Genomic DNA, 17768 nt, shown 5'->3' on the forward strand with positions numbered 1-17768 from the left:
CAGCTCAACGTCGTCGTGCTGGTCCTGGCCATCCTGGGTGAGCTGCGCGAGCCCGGTCGACGTATTCGAGCGGCCGCCCTCCGGGAGGTGCGCCGACCAGCCGGTGTCCACTGCCACCCGAGGCCGGGGGCCGGGGGCCGTCCGCTAGGCGCAGTCCGCGTCGAGCCGGTCGCCGTCCAGGTGCCGTACGAGCGCCTCGCGGTGCAGATCGGCGACCGGGGCGAGGAGGTCGGGGTGGCGCAGCAGGGCCGTGGCCCGGCGGTCGCGTTCGTCGGGACGGGTCAGCCGGCGGAAGTCGGGGGACGCCCCGGCGACGTGCTCACCGTCCGCGAGGGCGGCCACCGCGTCCTCGGCGAGGCGGGGGGTGGTGAGCAAGCAGGCCGCCCAGCTGGCCACGACCTCGTCGACCCAGCTCCGCCAGGCTTCCTCGGGGGCCTCGGGCCCGGACGCGTCGGCTCCGGTGAGCCAGTCCAGCCGGGCCGAGCCGCCGGGGCCGACCAGCGCGACCAGAGCGGCGTCCGCCGCCGTGGGGTAGCGCAGCCAGGCGGCGACCGTGACGGCCTGGCGCGCCTGGGCCTGCGCGAGGGCCGTGTCGAGGGCACCACCGGTGACGGGGTAGGAGCGCAGCAGCCACTGCGCGGTGGAGGCTATGACCGGCGAGATGTCGGCGGACAACGGCACGGGGTCCCTTCTCTGGCGGCGCCGGCAGCGCCGGCATCTTCGGCGGCGAGGGCGTCCGGGGCGCGGAACGGGGAGGGGTGCGGAACGGGGCGGGGGCGCGGCCCGCGGGACCGGGCCTCCGGCAGCCTAGGCGCCCGGCCTATCGGGCGAAATGACGCAGCTCACGCGAAAGCCCATGAATTGTGTCCGCCCTCGTGACGGCATCCCCGCCGCCGTCCGTCACCCACCGCCTCCCCGTCCCCGCCTCCCCGTCCCCGCCTCCGGGTGACAACGCGGCGCCAACCAGGGCCAAGACGCCCCTCTCCCCGTTAGGAAGCGCCGTGCCCGGGAATCCGTGGTGAGGCCCGCAGCACGGTGCGCGGGCGGCACGGCCCACCGTTTCAGGAGGCACTCATGGCACACGGCGGCAACATCATCGACGAGCTGACCACCGACCACCGCGAGGTCGAAGACCTCTTCCGCCGGATCGAGGCCATGCCCAGCGGCCACAAGGACCGCAAGAAACTCATCGACCAGGTCACCATCGAGCTGGTACGGCACTCCGTCGCCGAGGAGCAGTACCTGTATCCGGCGGTCCGCGAGCACGTGGCGAACGGCGGCCCGATGGCCGACAAGGAGCTCAAGGACCACGCCGAGGTCGAGAAGATCCTCAAGAAGCTCGAAGGCTGTGCGGCCGACGACCCGCAGCTGGACCAGCTCTTCATGCTCCTGAAGGACTCGGTCACCAGCCACGTCCAGGACGAGGAGGCCAACCTCTTCCCCCAGCTGCGCGCGGTCTGCTCCGCCGACGCCCTGGACACCCTCGGCGACAAGATCCGTACCGCGAAGAAGATGGCCCCCACCCGCCCGCACCCTTCCGCGCCCGACACCCCGCCGGCGAACAAGCTGCTCGCGCCGGGGGCCGGGCTGGTGGACCGGGCCAGGGACTTCATCACCGGCCGTGGGAAGTCCGCGTAGCGGCGCTGCGGAGCGGCGACGGCAGCACGCCCGGCCGGGCGCAGACGCACGCCCGATCGCGGGCGTATCGTCCCGATATGGTCCATGCGCGGTGCGGCAGATGCGGCAACCGGCCGGGGAGGCTGACGCGGTGACGGACATCTTCGGGTCCGTCGCCGCCGGGGGCTCCGACATGCTGCTGGACGCCCCCCTGGTCCAGGCCGTCCAGGAATCGGGGGCCTCCGCCGGCCTGGTGTTCCTGCTGCCCCCGGGCGACAGCCGGCTGCACCTGACCGTCATGACGGGCATCTCCCGGCGGATCGTCGCCCCCTGGGAACGGATGCGGCTGGCCGGATCGGTCCCGGTCACGGACGCGGTCCGCGAGCGGCGCCTGGTCTGGGTCGCCGGACACGAGGAGATGGCCCGCCGGTACCCCCGGGCCGCCCTGGCCCTGCCGTACGCCTTCGCGCTGGCCACCGCGCCGATCACCGCCGACGGGACCGACTGGGGCGGCCTGGCGCTGCTCTGGCCCGGCTCGCACCCGCCGGACCTCTCCCCGCGCGAGCACGACAGCCTCCGCGCCTGCTGCCACCACCTGGGACTGCTGCTGCAACACGCCGCCGACACCGGCCACCCGGTCCTGCCGGGCCCGGAGCCGCGGATCATCCCGGCGCTGCGGACCCGCGCGCCCGGTGCGGCCGAGGCGCTGGCCGCCTTCGATTTCGCCGAGCGGCTGCCCGAGGGCGCTTGCGCGCTGGACCTCGACGGCCGGATCACCTTCCTCACCACCACCGCCGCGGAGCTCGTCGGCGCCACCGTCGGCGAGCTGCGCGGCGCGCTGCCGTGGGAGGCGCTGCCCTGGCTGCGCGACCCGGTCTTCGAGGACCACTACCGGGCCGCGGTCATCAGCCGGCAACCGGTGTCCTTCACCGCGCTGCGCCCGCCGGACCGCTGGCTGTCCTTCCGCCTCCACCCGGACGCCGGCGGCCTCAGCGTCCTGATCGCCCCGGCACCCACGGACCGGCCGACGGACCGGCCGACGGACCGGCCGACGGACCGGATCACGGACGGGCCCGCGGACCGGGCCACCGCCGCGGACCGTCCCGCGGACGGCCCGGGCCCGGCCCGGCCGGCCGGGCCCGCCGGGCCGAGCCGGACGGACGTGCTCTACCACCTGCTGCACCTGGCCGCCGCACTGACCGAAGCGGTCGATGTGCAGGACGTGACCGAACGGGTCGCCAACCAGATCATGCCCGCCTTCGGCGTGCACGCCCTCGCCCTGACGACCGCCGCCGAGGGACGGCTGCGTATCGTCGGCCACCGCGGCTTCACCGCCGACGTCCTGGACCGCTTCGAGGGCCTGCCGCTGACCGCCGACACCCCGGTCGTCCGCGTCCTGAGCAGCGGCGTACCCAGCTTCTTCGCCACCTTCGAGGACCTCAGACGGGCCTACCCCGAGGCCGTCCTGCAGGACGACATGGCCGCCTGGGCCTTCCTGCCCCTGATCGCCTCCGGCGCACCCGTCGGCTCCCTCGTCCTCGCCTACGACCGGTCGTTCCCCTGGGCCCCGCAGGAGCGCGCCATGCTGACCTCCCTCGCCGGGCTGGTCGCCCAGGCCCTGGACCGCGCCCTGCTCTACGACACCAAACACCGGCTCGCCCGCAGCCTGCAGGCCGGACTGCTGCCCACCCGCCTGCCCCGGATCCCCGGCCTGGACGTGGCCGCCCGCTACCTCCCGGCCGGCCGGGTCACCGACATCGGCGGCGACTTCTACGACCTGATCCACCTCGGGGACCGCACCGCCGCCGCGGCCATCGGCGACGTCCAGGGCCACAACGTCAACGCCGCCGCCCTCATGGGCCAGGTCCGCACCGCCGTCCACGCCACCGCCGGCGCACCTCCGGGCGAGGTCCTCGCCCGCACCAACCGCCTGCTCACCGACCTGGACGCCGGACTGCTGACCAGCTGCCTCTACGTCCACCTCGACCTCGCCGAGCACCGCGCCAAGATGGCCAGCGCCGGCCATCCGCCCCCATTGCTGCGCCACCCGGACGGGTACACCGAGATCCTCACCCTGCCGCCCGGCCTGCTGCTCGGCATCGACCCCGACGCCGACTACCCGACGACCGAGATCACCCTCCGGCCCGGCAGCGTGCTCGCCCTCTACACGGACGGCCTCGTCGAAACGCCCGGCGGCGACATCGAGGAGGAGATCGCCGGCCTCGCCGGCCACCTCGCCCGCTCCGGGCCCCCGCCCATGGAGACCCTCGCCGACGACCTCCTCCGCCGCACCGGCCTCACCTCACCGCGGGGCGACGACATCGCGCTCCTCCTCATCGGCGCACAGGCCGACGACGACGGCACCGCCCCCGGCACCGGACGTGACACACCTGGAAGGGACTGCTCCGATGGCTGACCGGACCACCGATGTGTGGGGGGCACGGACCCCGTTCGGCGCGGGCGACCGATGGCCGTCCCGCGGGGACCGGTACCTGACCGTGCCGGACGACGAGGTCGAGCGCTGGGTGCCGTCCGCCTGCGTGCTGTGCTCGAACGGCTGCGGACTGGACATCGCGGTCGCCGGCGGACGCATGGTCGGCGTACGCGGCCGGGAGGACGACCGGGTCAACCACGGCCGGCTGGGACCGAAGGGCCTCTACGGCTGGCAGGCCAACCACTCCGGCGACCGGCTCACCCGGCCGCTGGTCCGGACCGGCGGCGCCCTCCGGCCGGCGGACTGGGAGACCGCGATGCGTGCGGTGACCGACCGGTCGAAGGCGGTGCTCGCCGAGCACGGGCCGCTGGCCATGGCCTTCTACACCAGCGGCCAGCTGTTCGCCGAGGAGTACTACGCCCAGGCGCTGATCGCCCGCGCCGGTATCGGCACCCCGCACCTGGACGGCAACACCCGGCTGTGCACCGCCACGGCGGAATGGGCGCTGATCGAGAGCTTCGGCAGCGACGGCGTCCCCGGCTCGTACACCGACATCGACGTCTGCGACACCCTGCTGCTGGTCGGCCACAACGTCGCGGAGACCCAGACCGTGCTGTGGTCGCGGATGCTGGACCGGCTGCACGGCCCGGACCGCCCCCGGCTGGTCGTGATCGACCCGCGGGCGACGCCCACCGCGCGCGAGGCCGACGTCCACCTGGCCCTCCGGCCGGGCACCAACGTCGCCCTGCTCAACGCCCTGCTCCACGAGCTGATCGACAACGACCGGATCGACCGGCACTTCCTCGACGCGCACACCGTCGGCTTCCCGGACCTGGCGGAGGTGACCGCGCAGTACCCCGCGGAGAAGGCTGCCGACATCTGCGGCGTACCGGCCGACGACATCCGCGCGGCCGCCCGGATCATCGGCACCGGACAGCGGCTGGTTTCCACCGTGCTGCAGGGCGTCTACCAGTCCCACCAGGCCACCGCCGCGGCCGTCCAGGTCAACAACATCAACCTGGTGCGCGGCATGATCGGCCGCCCCGGCTGCACCGTCTTCCAGATGAACGGCCAGCCCACCGCCGAGAACACCCGCGAGACCGGCGCCGACGGCACCCTGCCGGCGTACCTCAACTGGCAGAACGACGCGCACGTACAGCGGCTCGCCGATGCCTGGAACGTCGACGCCCTGCAGATCCCGCACTGGTCACCGCCCACCCACGCCATGGAGATCTTCCGGCACTGCGAGAACGGCTCGATCAGGTTCCTGTGGGTCACCGGCACCAACCCGGCCGTCTCCCTCCCCGAACTCCACCGCATCCGCGCCATCTACGGCTCCGACCGGCTGTTCCTCGTGGTCTCCGACGCCTTCCCCACCGAGACCACCGCCCTGGCCGACGTCGTCCTGCCGGCCGCGATGTGGGGCGAGAAGACCGGCTGCTTCACCAACGCCGACCGGACCGTGCACCTGTCCGAGCGGGCCGTCGACCCGCCCGGTGAGGCCCGCAGCGACTTCGACGTCCTGCTGGACTACGCCCGGCGCATGGACCTCACCGACCGGGACGGCCGCCGCCTGCTCCCGTGGAGCCGCCCCGAGGAGGCCTGGCACGACTTCATCGCCCTCACCCAGGGCCGCCCCTGCGACCAGTCGGCCCTCACCTACGACGCGTTGCGCAACGCCGGCGGCATCCAGTGGCCGTGCACCGACCGGGCACCCGACGGCACCGAACGCCTCTACACCGACCACGTCTTCCCCACCGCGGCCGACCGCTGCGAGGACTACGGCCACGATCTGACCACCGGCGCCCAGAAGGACGCCGACACCTACCGGGCCCACGACCCCGACGGCCGGGCCGTGCTCAAGGCGGCGCACTACCTGCCGCCGCACGAACCGGTCGACGAGCGCTACCCCCTGCAGCTCACCACCGGCCGCATCGTCCACCACTGGCACACCCGCACCAAGACGGCGCGCAGCCCGCAACTCCAGGACGCCGCGCCCGAGATGTGGGTCGAACTGCACCCCGAGGACGCCGCACGCGCCGGCATCGCCGAGGGCGACCTGGTACGCGTCGCCTCCCGCCGCGGCGACCTCGTGGCCCCCGCCGTACTGCGCGGACCCCGACCCGGCGTGGTCTTCGCCCCGTTCCACTACGGCTACTTCGACCAGGCCGACCCCGACCGCCACAACCGGGCCGCCAACGAACTCACCCGCACCGAATGGGACCCGGTCTCCAAACAGCCGGTCTACAAGGTCACCGCGGTCCGCATCGTCAAGGTCGCCGATGCGGCGGCCGGCGGCCGGCCCGTCGTCATCAGCGAACCCGGCCTGAGCGCCGTGGCCCCGCCGCAGCCCCCGAAGGAGCGGCCATGAGCAAGACCGGCCTCCTGCTGAAGGAACTCCACGCCTCCGAAACCGAGTTGGCGGCCGCCTGCCACGCCGTGGCCGAGCGCCACGCCGCCGACCACGGCACCTACTACCCGTGCCACACCCTCGCCGCCCAGTGCGACGCACACGCCGAGCAGATCCGCGGCTGGGGCGGGCGTTACGGGGCCGCCCTCCACCCGCCGGTCCACTCCGACCTGCTGACCGCGGCCAGGGACGCCCTGCGCCACGAAGGCTCCGAACTCCTCGGCCGCCGGACCGAGTCCGGCCTCCTCCTGCTCCGCGATCTGCGCCGGCTGTACGTCAAGGCCGAGGCCACCTACATCAACTGGATCATGCTCGGCCAGGCCGCCCGGGCCCTCCGCGACCAGGACCTGCTGACCGCCCTCGGCCCGCTCCAGCAGCAGACCCGCACCCAGGCCACCTGGATCACCACCCGCATCAAGGAAGCCGCGCCCCAGATCCTGGTGGCTACCGACTGAGCGAGGCGGCGCGGCGCCCGCCCCTTACGCGGCCCGGCCGGCCAGGAACAGGGCCAACGGCCCCACGGGCAGCAGGAACCGGCCCTCCGCCGCCGCCTCGATCGCCGTGTCCATGAACCACCACGACAGCTTGCGGTCCGCGGCCGCGCCCCCGTCGCGCTCCCGCACCCCGGAGCTCAGGCCGCCCGCCTCGAAGAGGTGCACCCGGGCCGCCGAACCGAGCGACACCGCGTACGAGCCGAGCGGCTTCCAGGACGCGGCCACCATGGACCGCCCGGCGGCCCGGAATGTCGTCGCTCATGCCGGCTGAGCGTAGCGGCCGGCCCGGGGCCGCCGCGGCGGACGTCAACCTGTCCGCCCGGCGTTCCTCCGGTCGGTGGGCTCGGCTCACGCGCCGCCGGTGGGGCGGGAGTTGGCGTGGTCCGGGAAGAGGGTGCGGGCCACATGGTGGGTGTCGGCGTACTCGATGACCGAGGTGATCCGGCCGTCGCGGACGGTGTAGATGCCGAGGCAGCGGTTGTCGTACCGGTCGCCGTGCACGGTCGTGGCCTTCGCGGTCCATTCGGCGACCACCCGGTCGCCCTCGGCCACGGTGCTGACCAGCGCGATGTCCATGGTGCCGGGGACGAAGGCGGGCCCCATGCCGCCGAGGAAGTCATCGACGATCGCGTCGCGGCCCTGCCACACCCGGGAGACCGGCAGGTCGCCCGGGTAGTGCCAGGTGGCGTCCGCGGCGAAGCTGTCGCGGATGACGTCCGCGTCGCCGTCGCGCACGGCCTCGACGTAGCGGATGACGACGGACCGGGGGTCGGTGAGGGTGCTCATGAGCGTGCTCCTTGTTCGGGTTGCGTTCGCGGGCCGGTGTTTTCCGGCCCGGGGGGAGGGGTTCAGGACAGGGTGAGGACGGCCTTGCCGCGGATGCGGCGGTCGCGCAGGTCGGTGAGGGTGGCCGCGGTGTCGGCCCAGTCCGCGACGCGGCCGATCTCCGGGTGCAGCCGGCCCTCGTCGGTCAGCCGGACCAGTGCCGCCAGGTCGTCGTCGAGGCGGGTGTCCGCGTCGAGGTAGTGGAAGTGCCGGAGCACGGCCGATTCGGGGCCGCGGAAGAAGTCGAAGAAGTCGAGCGTGGCAGGGGTGCGGCTGGCCTGGCCGAACCAGATGAGCGTGCCGCGCCGGGCCAGCCGCGCCAGGGCGAGCGGAAGGGCCTGGCCGCCGGTCGACTCCAGCACCAGGTCGAACGGACCGCTCGCGTCGGCGACCTCGTGGACGATCTCCGCGGCGCCGAGTCCGGCCAGCCGGGCGCCGCGTTCGGCGTCCCTCGTCACGGCGGTGACCTGCGCCCCCGCCGCGGCCGCGAGCTCGGTCACGTAGTGGCCCACACCGCCGGACGCACCGGTCAGCAGGACCCGCCGGCCCACCACGGGACCGGCGGCGCGCAGCAGCCGCAAGGCGGTGAGACCGGCCAGCGGCAGCGCCGCGCCCTGGAGCACCGGGACCCCGTCCGGCAGTACCGCGAGCGCGTCGGTGGGCACCGCCACGTACTCGGCCCAGCCGCCCGCCATGGGGTGGCCGACGACCCGGGTGATCCCGGACGGTCCGCTTCCGTCGGCGGCCGGCTGCACCACCAGCCCCGCGACGTCCTTCCCGGGGCGCTCGCCGGGGACCGGCCGCTCCAGCTTGAACGTCTCGCCCCGGTTCACCGAGAACGCCTCGACCTTGACCAGCGCCTCATGGGGGCGCGGGGTCGGCTCGGGGACGTCGGCGAGCACGACCGGCTCGGCGGGATCCCCGGTCGGTATCAGGGCTTTCATCGTGGTCGGTCCTCCTCGGTGGCCTCCGGGGGCCGTCCCCGGTGCGGCGCCTCGTGCGGCGTTGGGACCATCTGACCGGGCGGCGGGCCGGCCCGGCCAACAACCGGACCACCCGGCCGACAACGCGCAGTTGTCGCATAAGGTCAGCGGCATGGATCTCGACCTCGCCCTGGTCCGCGCGTTCACCACGACCGCCGGGACGCTGCACTTCGGGAGGGCCGCCGAGGAGCTGAGGACCAGTCAGCAGGCCCTGTCCAAGCGCATCGCACGGCTGGAGGAACTGCTGGCCGTGCGGCTCTTCGTGCGCAAAGGGGGCATCCGGCTGACCGAGGCGGGCGAGCGGTTCCTGCCGGCCGCGCACGAGGCGCTGGCGGCGGGCGAGCGCGCGATCGCGGCGGTGAGCGGGTCCGGCCCGGCCGTACGGATCGACACCTGGGGCCATCTCTACGCGCCGATGCGCACCGTCGCCCAGGCCGTGCAGGCGCTCGGGCCGGTGCGGCTGGAGCCCGGCCCGGGACGCGACTGGCCCTCGGTCGCGCAGGCCCTGCTGCATGGCGGGACCGACCTGGGCTTCGGCCGGGTGCACCCGCTGCCCGGTGGCCGCGACGTCGGGCTCACCCAGCGGCTGGTGCGGCTGGAACCGGTCGACGCGGTGGTCGGCCCCGAGCATCCGCTGGCCGGCGCGGACGCGCTGCGCCCGGCCGACCTGCGCGAGTGCACGCTGTGGTGCCCGGCCGAACTGACCCGGCTGGACTTCCTCCGCCGCTTCGCCGACGCCTTCGGCATCACCCGGCGGCAGGACGGCCCCAACCTCGGCCTGGACCACCTCGTCCAGCACCTCCGCGGCGACACCGCCTGCTTCACCCTCTTCCCCGCCGACGCCCCGCTCCCCGACCACGCGGGCCTGCGCGCGATCCCGCTCGTCGAGCCGGTCCCGCTGTACGCCTGGTCGCTGGCCTGGCGCGAGTCCGCCCGCCACCCGCTGCTCGACACCCTGCTCCGCGGCTTCACCGAAACCGGCCGCTCCCGCCGCTGGCTGGACTACACCCCCCGGCGCGACTGGCTCCCCGACACCGACCACGCGAAACTCGCCGTGGACCAGGAACGCCGTGGGCCAGGGGGCGTCAGGGCCGGGGGAAGACACTCCTAGCCGCCGCGCGGGCCCTCGCGGTCGATCAGGGTCTGCACCCCGTCGAGGATGCGGTCCAGGCCGAAGACGAGCGGGTCCTCGGCGGTGGGGGCGAAGGCGCCGGCGGCGACGGCCTTGGTCAGGGCGGGGAAGCGGTCGGAGTGCCGGTCGAGGAGCTCGCCGGTGAGGCGGTTCCACTCCTGGTCCTGCTCCGCGTCGAAGTCGACCAACTGCTGGGCGAGGTTGCGGATCAGCCCGACGACGAGCAGGAAGACCTGGTGCCGCTGCGCCGCGGTCAGACCGGTCGGTTCCAGGGCCGCCAACGCGGCGTCCAGCCAGCCCAGTTGACGGGGACCCATGGCCTGGCGGCGCATCGCGGTGGCCGCGAGGAGCCAGGGGTGGGCCTGGTATACGGCCCAGGACCGGCGGGCCCACTCGGTCAGCTGCGGCCGCCAGCCGTCTCCCGCCACCGAGAGGTCGGGCCGCTCCGCGAGCACGGCCTCGATCATCAGCTCGACCAGCTCGGCCTTGCCGGGGACGTAGCGATACAGCGCCATCGCCGAGACGTCGAACGCGCCGGCGACCTTGTTCATGGAGACGGCTTCCAGGCCCTCGGCGTCGGCCAGCGCCACGGCGGCCTCCGCTATGCGGTGGGGGGTGAGGCTGGGCTTGGGCCCCCGGGTGGGCCGGTCCTGCTCGCCCCACAGCAGCGCGAGGCTCGCGCGCACGTCCCGCGCCTCCTTGGCCTTGGTGGTCCTGGCCACGGTGGCCCTCCTTCTCCTCGCAGTCGACGGAAGCCGGTTGACGTCCGCTCCAACTGTATATACCGTAAAGCTCACTGCTGATGACGTAAACAGTTTAGGGGGAACACTCATCATGCTGGGAACCGTCCTTGGGGCTTCTGCTGCCGCCGTTGTTGCCGCGCCGGCGGCGGGTCTGCTGGGATACCGCCAGGTCAAGCGCGCCGCCCTGGCCCGGCGGCTGCGCATCACCGCGCCCGGCGGGATCGACGAGGCCGGCTTCGTCCGGATCGGCGGCATCGACCAGTACGTCTCCGTCCGCGGCGAGGACCGCCGCAATCCGGTCGTCCTGGAGCTGCACGGCGGCCCCGGCGCGTCGAACCTGATCTTCGCCCCACGCACCCGCGCATGGGAGAAGCACTTCACGATCGTGCGGTGGGACATGCGCGGCGCCGCCAAGACCTTCGGCCGCGGCGGTCCGGCCGGGCAGGGCGAGATGAGCCTGGCGCGGCTGCAGAGCGACGCCCTGGAGCTGACCGAGCACGTCCGGGCCCGGCTCGGCGCCGGCAAGGTCCTGCTGGTCGCCAACTCCTTCGGCACGTTCGTCGGGCTCCGCCTGGCCCGCAGCAGTCCGGAGCTGTTCTCCGGCTACGTCGGCACCGACCAGAACATCGTCGCGGGCGGCCGCGACCGGTCCTCCTACCGCGCCCTGTGCGAGCGCCTCCGGGAGGCCGGCAAGCGCAAGGAGCTGGCCGCCGTCTCCGCCATGGGACCCGACGCCTCCGCCTGGAGCGCCGAACAGTGGTCGCAGTACGCCAAGTTGGTCGTCACGTCCGATCCGCTGACCTACGACACCATGAAGACCGTGGTGGTCCGCTCGCTCTGGTTCTCCCCGCTGCACAGCCTCCGCGAGCTGCGCACGTACTTCACGGGCATGAGCTTCTCCGAGCAGCTCGGGCCCGAGGCCATGGGCATCGACGAATGGGCCGAGGGGACCGCGTTCCGCATCCCGTTCTTCCTCTTCCAGGGCGACCGAGATGTGCTCACCCCGCCCGAGCCCGCCCGGCGGTTCTTCGACGACGTCACCGCACCGGTCAAGGACTTCGCGCTCATACGCGACGCCGGCCACTTCGCGTCGTTCCGCCACCCCGACCAGTTCCTGGACCTGATGCTCACCAAGGTGCGGCCCGTGGTCACCGGCCGGCCGATCGCCTCCTGACCACGCGGAGCGGGGGCGGGCCCCGGCGAGGCCCGCCCCTACGGTTCCGGCTGCACGGTTCCGGCCGCAGGCGCCGGACCGCCGCTGTCAGACCGCGGGGGTCGCTGCCCAGCTGGCCAGCAGCCGCAGCCGTTCCTCGGTCTGCGAACCAGGCTCCGGCGTGTAGACCACCAGCATCTGGTCCGGCTCCCCGGATACGGTCAAGGTCTCGTACGGCATGGTGAGTTCACCCACCACGGGATGCCTCATGCGCTTCGCCCCGGCGGTCTTCTCCTTGACCATGTGGTCCGCCCACAGCCGACGGAAGTCCTCGCTGCCCAGCGACAACTCGCCCACCAGCGTGGCCAGTTGCCGGTCGTGCGGATGGCTGCCCGCGTCCAGGCGCAGATAGGCGACCGTCTCCGCGGCCACCGCCGGCCAGTCGGGGTACACCTCTCGCGCCTGCGGATGGAGGAAGACCTGGCGCGGCATATTGCGTTCCTCGGGCGGCATCTGCGAGAAGCCGACGACGGCGTCGCCCAGCGCGTTCCAGGCGAGCACGTCCATGCGCCGGCCGAGGATGAACGCGGGGACCTTGTCGATGCTGTCCAGGAGGAGGCGCAGTCCTGGGCGGATCTTCTGGGGCGCGGAGACGGCGGCGGCCCTTCGGCGGGTGGCGGGCCTGGCCACCGTGCGCAGATACTCCTGCTCGGTGTCGTCGAGACGCAGCACGCGCCCGACGGCGTCGAGCACGGCATCCGAGACGGAGGGGCCGCGGCCCTGTTCGAGGCGGATGTAGTAGTCGACGCTGACGCCCGCGAGCTGGGCGACCTCCTCACGCCGCAGGCCCGGCACCCGTCGCCTGCCGTGACCGGGCAGACCGACCTCCTCGGGCTGGATACGGGCGCGCCGCGAGCGCAGGAAGTCACCGAGTTCCCGGTCCGGGGATATGTCCATGACGTGATCCTAGGCGCCGCAGCCGATCCGCTCCTGGTACTGCCAGACCCAGGAAAACGGCAACCCTGGGTAAGGGCGGCGGACCGGAGCAAGGTGGGGTCATCGCCGGGAGACGCCCGGCGGCAACCACTCTCACCAGGAGTTCCCATGTCGTACGACACCCTCACCGGCCGTACCGCCGTCGTCACCGGAGCCGCCAGCGGGATGGGTGAGGCCACCGCCCGGCTGCTCGCCTCACACGGCGTGCGGGTGGCGCTGCTCGCCCGCCGGGCCGAGCGGCTGACGGAACTGGCCTCGGAGATCGAGGCAGCGGGCGGGCAGGCCCTCGCGGTCGTCACCGACGTCACCGACCCGGCGTCCGTGGAGGCGGCGACGGAACGGGTGCACGCCGCGTACGGCCAGGTCGACCTGGTGGTCAACGCGGCGGGCGTGATGCTGCCGAACCCGATCACCGAGGGCCGCTCCGACGAATGGCAGCGCATGCTCGACACCAACGTCGCGGGCGCGCTCCGCGTCATCCGCGCCTTCACAGCCGACCTGATCGCGGTGGCGGAGTCCGGCCGGACCGCGGACCTGGTCAACATCTCCTCGATCGGCGCGCACATCCCCTTCCCGAATTACGCGGTGTACGGCGCGACGAAGGCCGCGCTGACCTACCTCTCGCAGTCCCTGCGCACGGAGCTGGGCCCGCGCGACGTCCGCGTCACCAACATCGAGCCGGGCCTCACCGACACCGAGCTGGGCGGCCACATCGACAACGCGGAGCTGTCCGGCCAGCTGGACGGGATGTTCGACGCCCTGACCGGCCTGTCCGCGGACGACATCGCGGACCTGATCGCCTACACGACCAGCCGCGCCCGCCACGTCAACCTGCGCCAGGCCATCGTGCTGCCGACCCGCCAGGCGTGAGCCGGGGAAGGGGGCGGGGAGAGGGCGGGGAGGGGGAGGGGCCCGGTGTGTGAGACCTCGCACATCGGGCCGGTGAATCTGGTGGATTCCCGCTCTTTCCGTGTATGCCTGGTATTTGCCTTCGCCCGGCCGAGGCGAAGTGACCGGGATTACCCGGTGGCTCGCGCCGAAAACACAGCGCAATCACCGAAATTCCATCTCCGCATTTCTTTGTCGAGTTTCCGTACACGTGGGGGGATTGCTCGAGAGGGGCAGCAGCACCGTGCATCGTCTGAAGGTGACCGCGACGGCACTTGCCGTCGGGGCGCTCGTTTCCGTCCCGGCGATCGCCGAGGGCGCCGCGAATTCCTCGTCCCAGCCGTCCACCACCGCCCGCCCCTCGGCTGCCACCGCGCCCCGGCCCGCATCGGCCGGGCCGGCCGGAATCCCCGGCAGCTGGACGACGAAATTCGCCGATGAATTCAACGGGACGACGCTGTCCCGCAGCTGGACGCCCGGATGGTTCGGCACCGGGGTCACCAAGCCGATCAACGGCAAGGAACAGGCCTGCTACGACTCCCGCCAGGTCACGCTGCCCGGCGACGGAGCCCTGCACCTGAAGGCCACCGCACGGCCGTCGACCTGCGGCGGGCAGACCAAGCCGAACACCGGGGCGCTGGTCAGCAGCAACGGCCGGTTCTCCTATACCTACGGAGCCGTGGAGTGGCGCGCGTACCTCCCCTCCGGCGGGACGCAGATAGCCAACTGGCCCGCCCTGTGGTCCAACGGCCAGAACTGGCCGACGGACGGTGAGAACGACACGATGGAGGGCCTCGGCGGAAAGGCCTGCTTCCACTTCCATTCGCCCTCGGGCGGTCCAGGCGGCTGCGTACCCGGCAATCTCAGCGGGTGGCACACCTTCGCCGCCGACTGGGAGCCTGGCAGCGTCACTTACTACTACGACGGCGTGAAGGTCGGCCGGATCGCGACGGGCATCACCAGCTCGCCGCAGTACCTCGTCATGGACCACACGGTGTCGTCGTCGATCGGCGGACCGACCGTTCTGCCCAAGGACATGAAGGTCGATTACGTACGGGTCTGGCAGCACTGAGGCCCGCCGGGAGGGGCGTCCCGGCCAACCGCCATACTGCGTGCGATCTTTCTCCCCGCCCGAAGGGAATCGCACGACGTGAACCCGCCTGCCTCCGCCTCCTTCACCCGCACCTCGGTCGTCGTCGTCGGCGCCGGGCCCGCCGGGCTCACCGTCGCCAATCTGCTCCGCGCGGCCGGCGTCGACTGCGTGGTACTGGAGGCGGAGAGCAGGGAGTTCATCGAACAACGGCCGCGCGCCGGCTTCATGGAGGAGTGGGCGGTACGCGCCCTGTCCCGGCACGGTCTGGCCGGCCGGCTGCTCGAAACGGCCGAGACCCAGGCGGAGTTCGAGTTCCGTTTCGACGGGCAGCGGCACACCTTCCGGACGGCCGAACTGTCCGGCCGCCGGCACTTCGTCTACCCCCAGCCGCTGTTGGTCACCGACCTGGCCGCGGCATACATCGACCGGGCGGGCGGTGACGCCCGCTTCGGCGTGCGCGACGTCCGGCTGCACGACATCGACGGCGACCGGCCCGCCGTGTCGTACACCGATCCTCGGACCGGCGCGCGGCACCACCTCTCCTGCGACGTCATCGCCGGCTGCGACGGCGCGCGGGGGGTGACGCGGGCGGCGATACCCGCCGGACGGACCGTGCTGACCCGCTACGACCACGGCGTCGCCTGGCTCGCCCTGCTCGCCGAGGCCCCGCCGTCCGCCGACGGTGTGGTCTTCGGCATCCACGAGCGCGGGCTCGGCGCCCATATGGCCCGCAGCCCCCAGGTCACCCGCTACTACCTCCAGGTCCCGCCCGGTGAGGACGCGGACGACTGGCCGCACGCCCGCGTCTGGGACGAGCTGCACACCCGGCTCGCCGCCGCCGGGGCGCCGCCCCTGACCGAAGGGCCCCTGCGGGAGAAGGTCGTCCTGGACATGCACAACTACGTCGTGGAACCCATGGCGTACGGCCGGCTCTACCTGGCGGGCGACGCCGCACATCTGGTCGCGCCGATCGCCGCCAAGGGCATGAACCTCGCCATCAACGACGCCCTGCTGCTCGCCGAGGCGCTGATCGCGCACCACAACGGCGACGACACCGGCCTGGCCGGCTACTCGGACGCCTGTCTGCGGCGGGTCTGGCAGTACCTGGAGTTCTCGCAGTGGCTCTCCGAGGTGCTGCACGGCGCCTCGTCCGGCGACCGGTTCCGGGCCGGCACGGCCTCCGCCCGGCTGCGGCGGCTGCTGGGGTCCCGTGCGGCGGCCGAGGCGTTCGCCGGTCTGTACCTCGGCGAGGAGGCCGACCTGTGAGAAGGCCGGTCCGGGAGAAGGCCGATCTGTGAGGCCGCCGGTCCGGCGGACCGGGCGGGACGACTCGGCGGGACCACGTCCGGTGGCATGACTCACAGGGAGCCGGAGGGTGATGTCCCGGAACGCTGGGTACGGGCCTCATGATCGCCGGGCGGAATACCGCGCCGAAGTGGTAGAAATTCGGCGAAACCATCGATGAGCCGCCAGGAGAAGGGAGACGCCATGTCCTCGAAGCGCCGTCGCAAGAAGAAGGCACGCCGCAAGAACGGAGCCAACCACGGCAAGCGGCCCCAGTGCTGAACTGAGGACACGACCGTCCTCACCCATAGCCGGCACCCCTGGGGACGACTCCCGTCAACCCCGCGGGCGCCGGCTACGCCTTCGTACGGCAGGGCTTCGCCGACTGGTCAGCGCCTGGACGGCGGTTTCGTCAGGGCGTCGGCTATGCGGACCGTGGCCTGGACCTGGGTGGCATCGCGCCGGACCGGGTTGAACGACAGGACCGCACGCCGCTGTTGGTCCCGCGTGGCGACCATGGCCGAGGCGTAGCCGAAGCCTTCGCCGGTCTTCCCCCAGAAGGTGATCCCGTTCACCATGACCGTCTGCAGACCCGCGGCGTAGCGCGCCGGGGTGCCGTCCACCATCCGCACCTCCTCCGGCGGCAGCGTGAACATCCGGTCCAGCTCACGGGACGGCAGCAGCTCACCGGAGAACAGGGCGGTGAGGAAACGGTCCAGATCGCCCGTGGTGGAGATCATCTCGCCCTCGCCCCAGGCGGCCGACTGGTCGAAATCGGTGATGTCCAGGAGGGACCCGTCCGTCATCTTCATATAGCCGTGCACATGCGGGCCGTGGATCCGCGGGTCGTTGCCCGGCACGCAGGTGTGGTGCAGGCCGAGCGGGCGCAGTATGCGGTCCGCGACGACCTCTCCGTAGGGCCGGCCGGTCAGCCGCTCGATGAGCAGCGCCAGCAGGACGTAGTTGATGCCGCGGTACTCCTGTTTCCGGCCGGGCGTGAACTTCATCGGGCCGGGCGGGAGGAGAGCGACGAGCTGCCGGGGTGTCCACCGGTCGTAGCGGTGCCGGGCGACGGCCTCGGGCGTGGACAGGTCCGGTGTGCCCTCTTCGTCGGGGAGCCCGCTGGTGTGGTTCAGCAGCTGCAGCACCGTGATCGGCGGGAACCCGGCGGGCAGCAGCCCGGGCAGATGGCGCTGGATCGGCGCCTCCACCGCGACCCGGCCCTCGGCCGCCAGCTGAAGCACCACCGTGGCGACGAAGACCTTGGTGATACTGCCGATGCGGAAGGTGTCGCGGGCCCGGACCGCCCGGCCGGTGTCCCGCTCGGCGACGCCCGCGGTGCCGTACCACCGGCCCGCCGAGCCGCTCACCCGCACCTGCGCCGCGGTCAGCCGCGGATGCTCCAGATCGCCGATGGCGGCCCGCAGCGCCGGAACGTTCAGCGGAGGCACCGGTACCGGGGGAGTGGGCCGGGCGGACGGGACGGTGGGGACGGACGGGACGGGCCGGTGCGGCGGGCGGGGGCCGGGCGCGCGGCCGGCGGCCTGCGCGAGGCCCGGCGTCGCCATGACCGCCGCACCGGACAGCGCCGCACCCACAACTGCCCTGCGGGACAAGGAAGAAGAACTCATGTGACTCAGCATGAGGAAAATCCGGCGCGATTCCGTCAGGGCTTTCCCCGACCCACCCCTGATCCGCCCCTGAGACAGCCCTGAG

The 17768-nt window shown here is 73.0% G+C and carries 17 protein-coding genes; 10 read left to right on the forward strand and 7 right to left on the reverse strand.

Annotated elements, in window-relative coordinates:
- Positions 1 to 144: 144 nt before the first annotated feature.
- Complete coding sequence (locus IG62_RS0106375) at positions 145 to 675, reverse strand: hypothetical protein (protein WP_030798529.1); 531 nt, start codon at positions 673 to 675, stop codon at positions 145 to 147.
- A gap of 399 nt (positions 676 to 1074) precedes the next feature.
- Between IG62_RS0106375 and IG62_RS0106380 the strand changes: the two genes are divergently transcribed.
- The 4 genes from IG62_RS0106380 (at position 1075) to IG62_RS0106395 (ending at position 6916) form a co-directional block, all read left to right on the forward strand.
- On the forward strand, positions 1075 to 1638 hold the full coding sequence (locus tag IG62_RS0106380) for a hemerythrin domain-containing protein (protein WP_030798530.1): 564 nt from the start codon (positions 1075 to 1077) through the stop codon (positions 1636 to 1638).
- A gap of 172 nt (positions 1639 to 1810) precedes the next feature.
- Entirely contained in the window at positions 1811 to 4033 is a 2223-nt protein-coding gene (locus tag IG62_RS0106385) for a SpoIIE family protein phosphatase (protein ID WP_051797699.1), read from the forward strand.
- Positions 4026 to 6422 carry a molybdopterin oxidoreductase family protein gene (locus IG62_RS0106390; protein WP_051797689.1) on the forward strand — a complete coding sequence of 799 codons (2397 nt, stop codon included), beginning with the start codon at positions 4026 to 4028 and terminating at the stop codon, positions 6420 to 6422. The genes IG62_RS0106385 and IG62_RS0106390 overlap by 8 nt, the downstream gene beginning before the upstream one ends.
- Positions 6419 to 6916 (forward strand): hypothetical protein, encoded by a 498-nt coding sequence (locus IG62_RS0106395; protein ID WP_030798536.1) that lies wholly within the window; start codon positions 6419 to 6421, stop codon positions 6914 to 6916. The genes IG62_RS0106390 and IG62_RS0106395 overlap by 4 nt, the downstream gene beginning before the upstream one ends.
- A gap of 24 nt (positions 6917 to 6940) precedes the next feature.
- On the opposite strand, the gene IG62_RS0106400 is transcribed toward IG62_RS0106395, so the two are convergent.
- The 3 genes from IG62_RS0106400 to IG62_RS0106410 all read right to left on the reverse strand — a co-directional run bounded on the left by IG62_RS0106400 (position 6941) and on the right by IG62_RS0106410 (position 8724).
- Positions 6941 to 7183, reverse strand: a complete 243-nt coding sequence (locus tag IG62_RS0106400) for an NTP pyrophosphohydrolase (protein WP_030798538.1) — start codon at positions 7181 to 7183, stop codon at positions 6941 to 6943.
- Positions 7184 to 7303: 120 nt separating this feature from the next.
- Positions 7304 to 7741, reverse strand: a complete 438-nt coding sequence (locus IG62_RS0106405; protein ID WP_030798540.1) for a nuclear transport factor 2 family protein — start codon at positions 7739 to 7741, stop codon at positions 7304 to 7306.
- A 62-nt stretch (positions 7742 to 7803) separates the two neighbouring features.
- Positions 7804 to 8724 (reverse strand): zinc-binding dehydrogenase, encoded by a 921-nt coding sequence (locus IG62_RS0106410; RefSeq protein WP_030798543.1) that lies wholly within the window; start codon positions 8722 to 8724, stop codon positions 7804 to 7806.
- Positions 8725 to 8875: 151 nt separating this feature from the next.
- Between IG62_RS0106410 and IG62_RS0106415 the strand changes: the two genes are divergently transcribed.
- A complete protein-coding gene (locus IG62_RS0106415; RefSeq protein WP_051797690.1) occupies positions 8876 to 9874 on the forward strand; it encodes a LysR family transcriptional regulator in 999 nt (332 codons plus the stop codon).
- On the opposite strand, the gene IG62_RS0106420 is transcribed toward IG62_RS0106415, so the two are convergent.
- Entirely contained in the window at positions 9871 to 10617 is a 747-nt protein-coding gene (locus IG62_RS0106420) for a TetR/AcrR family transcriptional regulator C-terminal domain-containing protein (protein WP_051797691.1), read from the reverse strand. The genes IG62_RS0106415 and IG62_RS0106420 overlap by 4 nt on opposite strands.
- A gap of 112 nt (positions 10618 to 10729) precedes the next feature.
- On the opposite strand from IG62_RS0106420, the gene IG62_RS0106425 reads away from it, so the two are divergent.
- Complete coding sequence (locus IG62_RS0106425) at positions 10730 to 11812, forward strand: alpha/beta fold hydrolase (RefSeq protein WP_030798547.1); 1083 nt, start codon at positions 10730 to 10732, stop codon at positions 11810 to 11812.
- An 87-nt stretch (positions 11813 to 11899) separates the two neighbouring features.
- On the opposite strand, the gene IG62_RS0106430 is transcribed toward IG62_RS0106425, so the two are convergent.
- A complete protein-coding gene (locus tag IG62_RS0106430) occupies positions 11900 to 12748 on the reverse strand; it encodes a helix-turn-helix transcriptional regulator (protein ID WP_030798548.1) in 849 nt (282 codons plus the stop codon).
- 147 nt (positions 12749 to 12895) lie between these two features.
- Between IG62_RS0106430 and IG62_RS0106435 the strand changes: the two genes are divergently transcribed.
- From IG62_RS0106435 to IG62_RS50040, 4 genes are all read left to right on the forward strand, one after another.
- Positions 12896 to 13657, forward strand: a complete 762-nt coding sequence (locus IG62_RS0106435; RefSeq protein ID WP_030798549.1) for an SDR family oxidoreductase — start codon at positions 12896 to 12898, stop codon at positions 13655 to 13657.
- 277 nt (positions 13658 to 13934) lie between these two features.
- Positions 13935 to 14747: a glycoside hydrolase family 16 protein gene (locus IG62_RS0106440; protein ID WP_158794987.1), complete on the forward strand. Its 813-nt coding sequence runs from the start codon at positions 13935 to 13937 to the stop codon at positions 14745 to 14747.
- A 78-nt stretch (positions 14748 to 14825) separates the two neighbouring features.
- On the forward strand, positions 14826 to 16034 hold the full coding sequence (locus IG62_RS0106445; protein WP_030798551.1) for a 4-hydroxybenzoate 3-monooxygenase: 1209 nt from the start codon (positions 14826 to 14828) through the stop codon (positions 16032 to 16034).
- Between the two features lie 222 nt (positions 16035 to 16256).
- Positions 16257 to 16334 carry a 50S ribosomal protein bL37 gene (locus IG62_RS50040; RefSeq protein WP_373558710.1) on the forward strand — a complete coding sequence of 26 codons (78 nt, stop codon included), beginning with the start codon at positions 16257 to 16259 and terminating at the stop codon, positions 16332 to 16334.
- 107 nt (positions 16335 to 16441) lie between these two features.
- On the opposite strand, the gene IG62_RS0106450 is transcribed toward IG62_RS50040, so the two are convergent.
- Positions 16442 to 17683: a serine hydrolase domain-containing protein gene (locus tag IG62_RS0106450; RefSeq protein WP_030798552.1), complete on the reverse strand. Its 1242-nt coding sequence runs from the start codon at positions 17681 to 17683 to the stop codon at positions 16442 to 16444.
- Positions 17684 to 17768 lie beyond the last annotated feature (85 nt).

Source organism: Streptomyces sp. NRRL S-337 (assembly GCF_000720175.1).
In the GTDB taxonomy this organism is placed as follows: Bacteria; Actinomycetota; Actinomycetes; order Streptomycetales; family Streptomycetaceae; genus Streptomyces; species Streptomyces siderophoricus.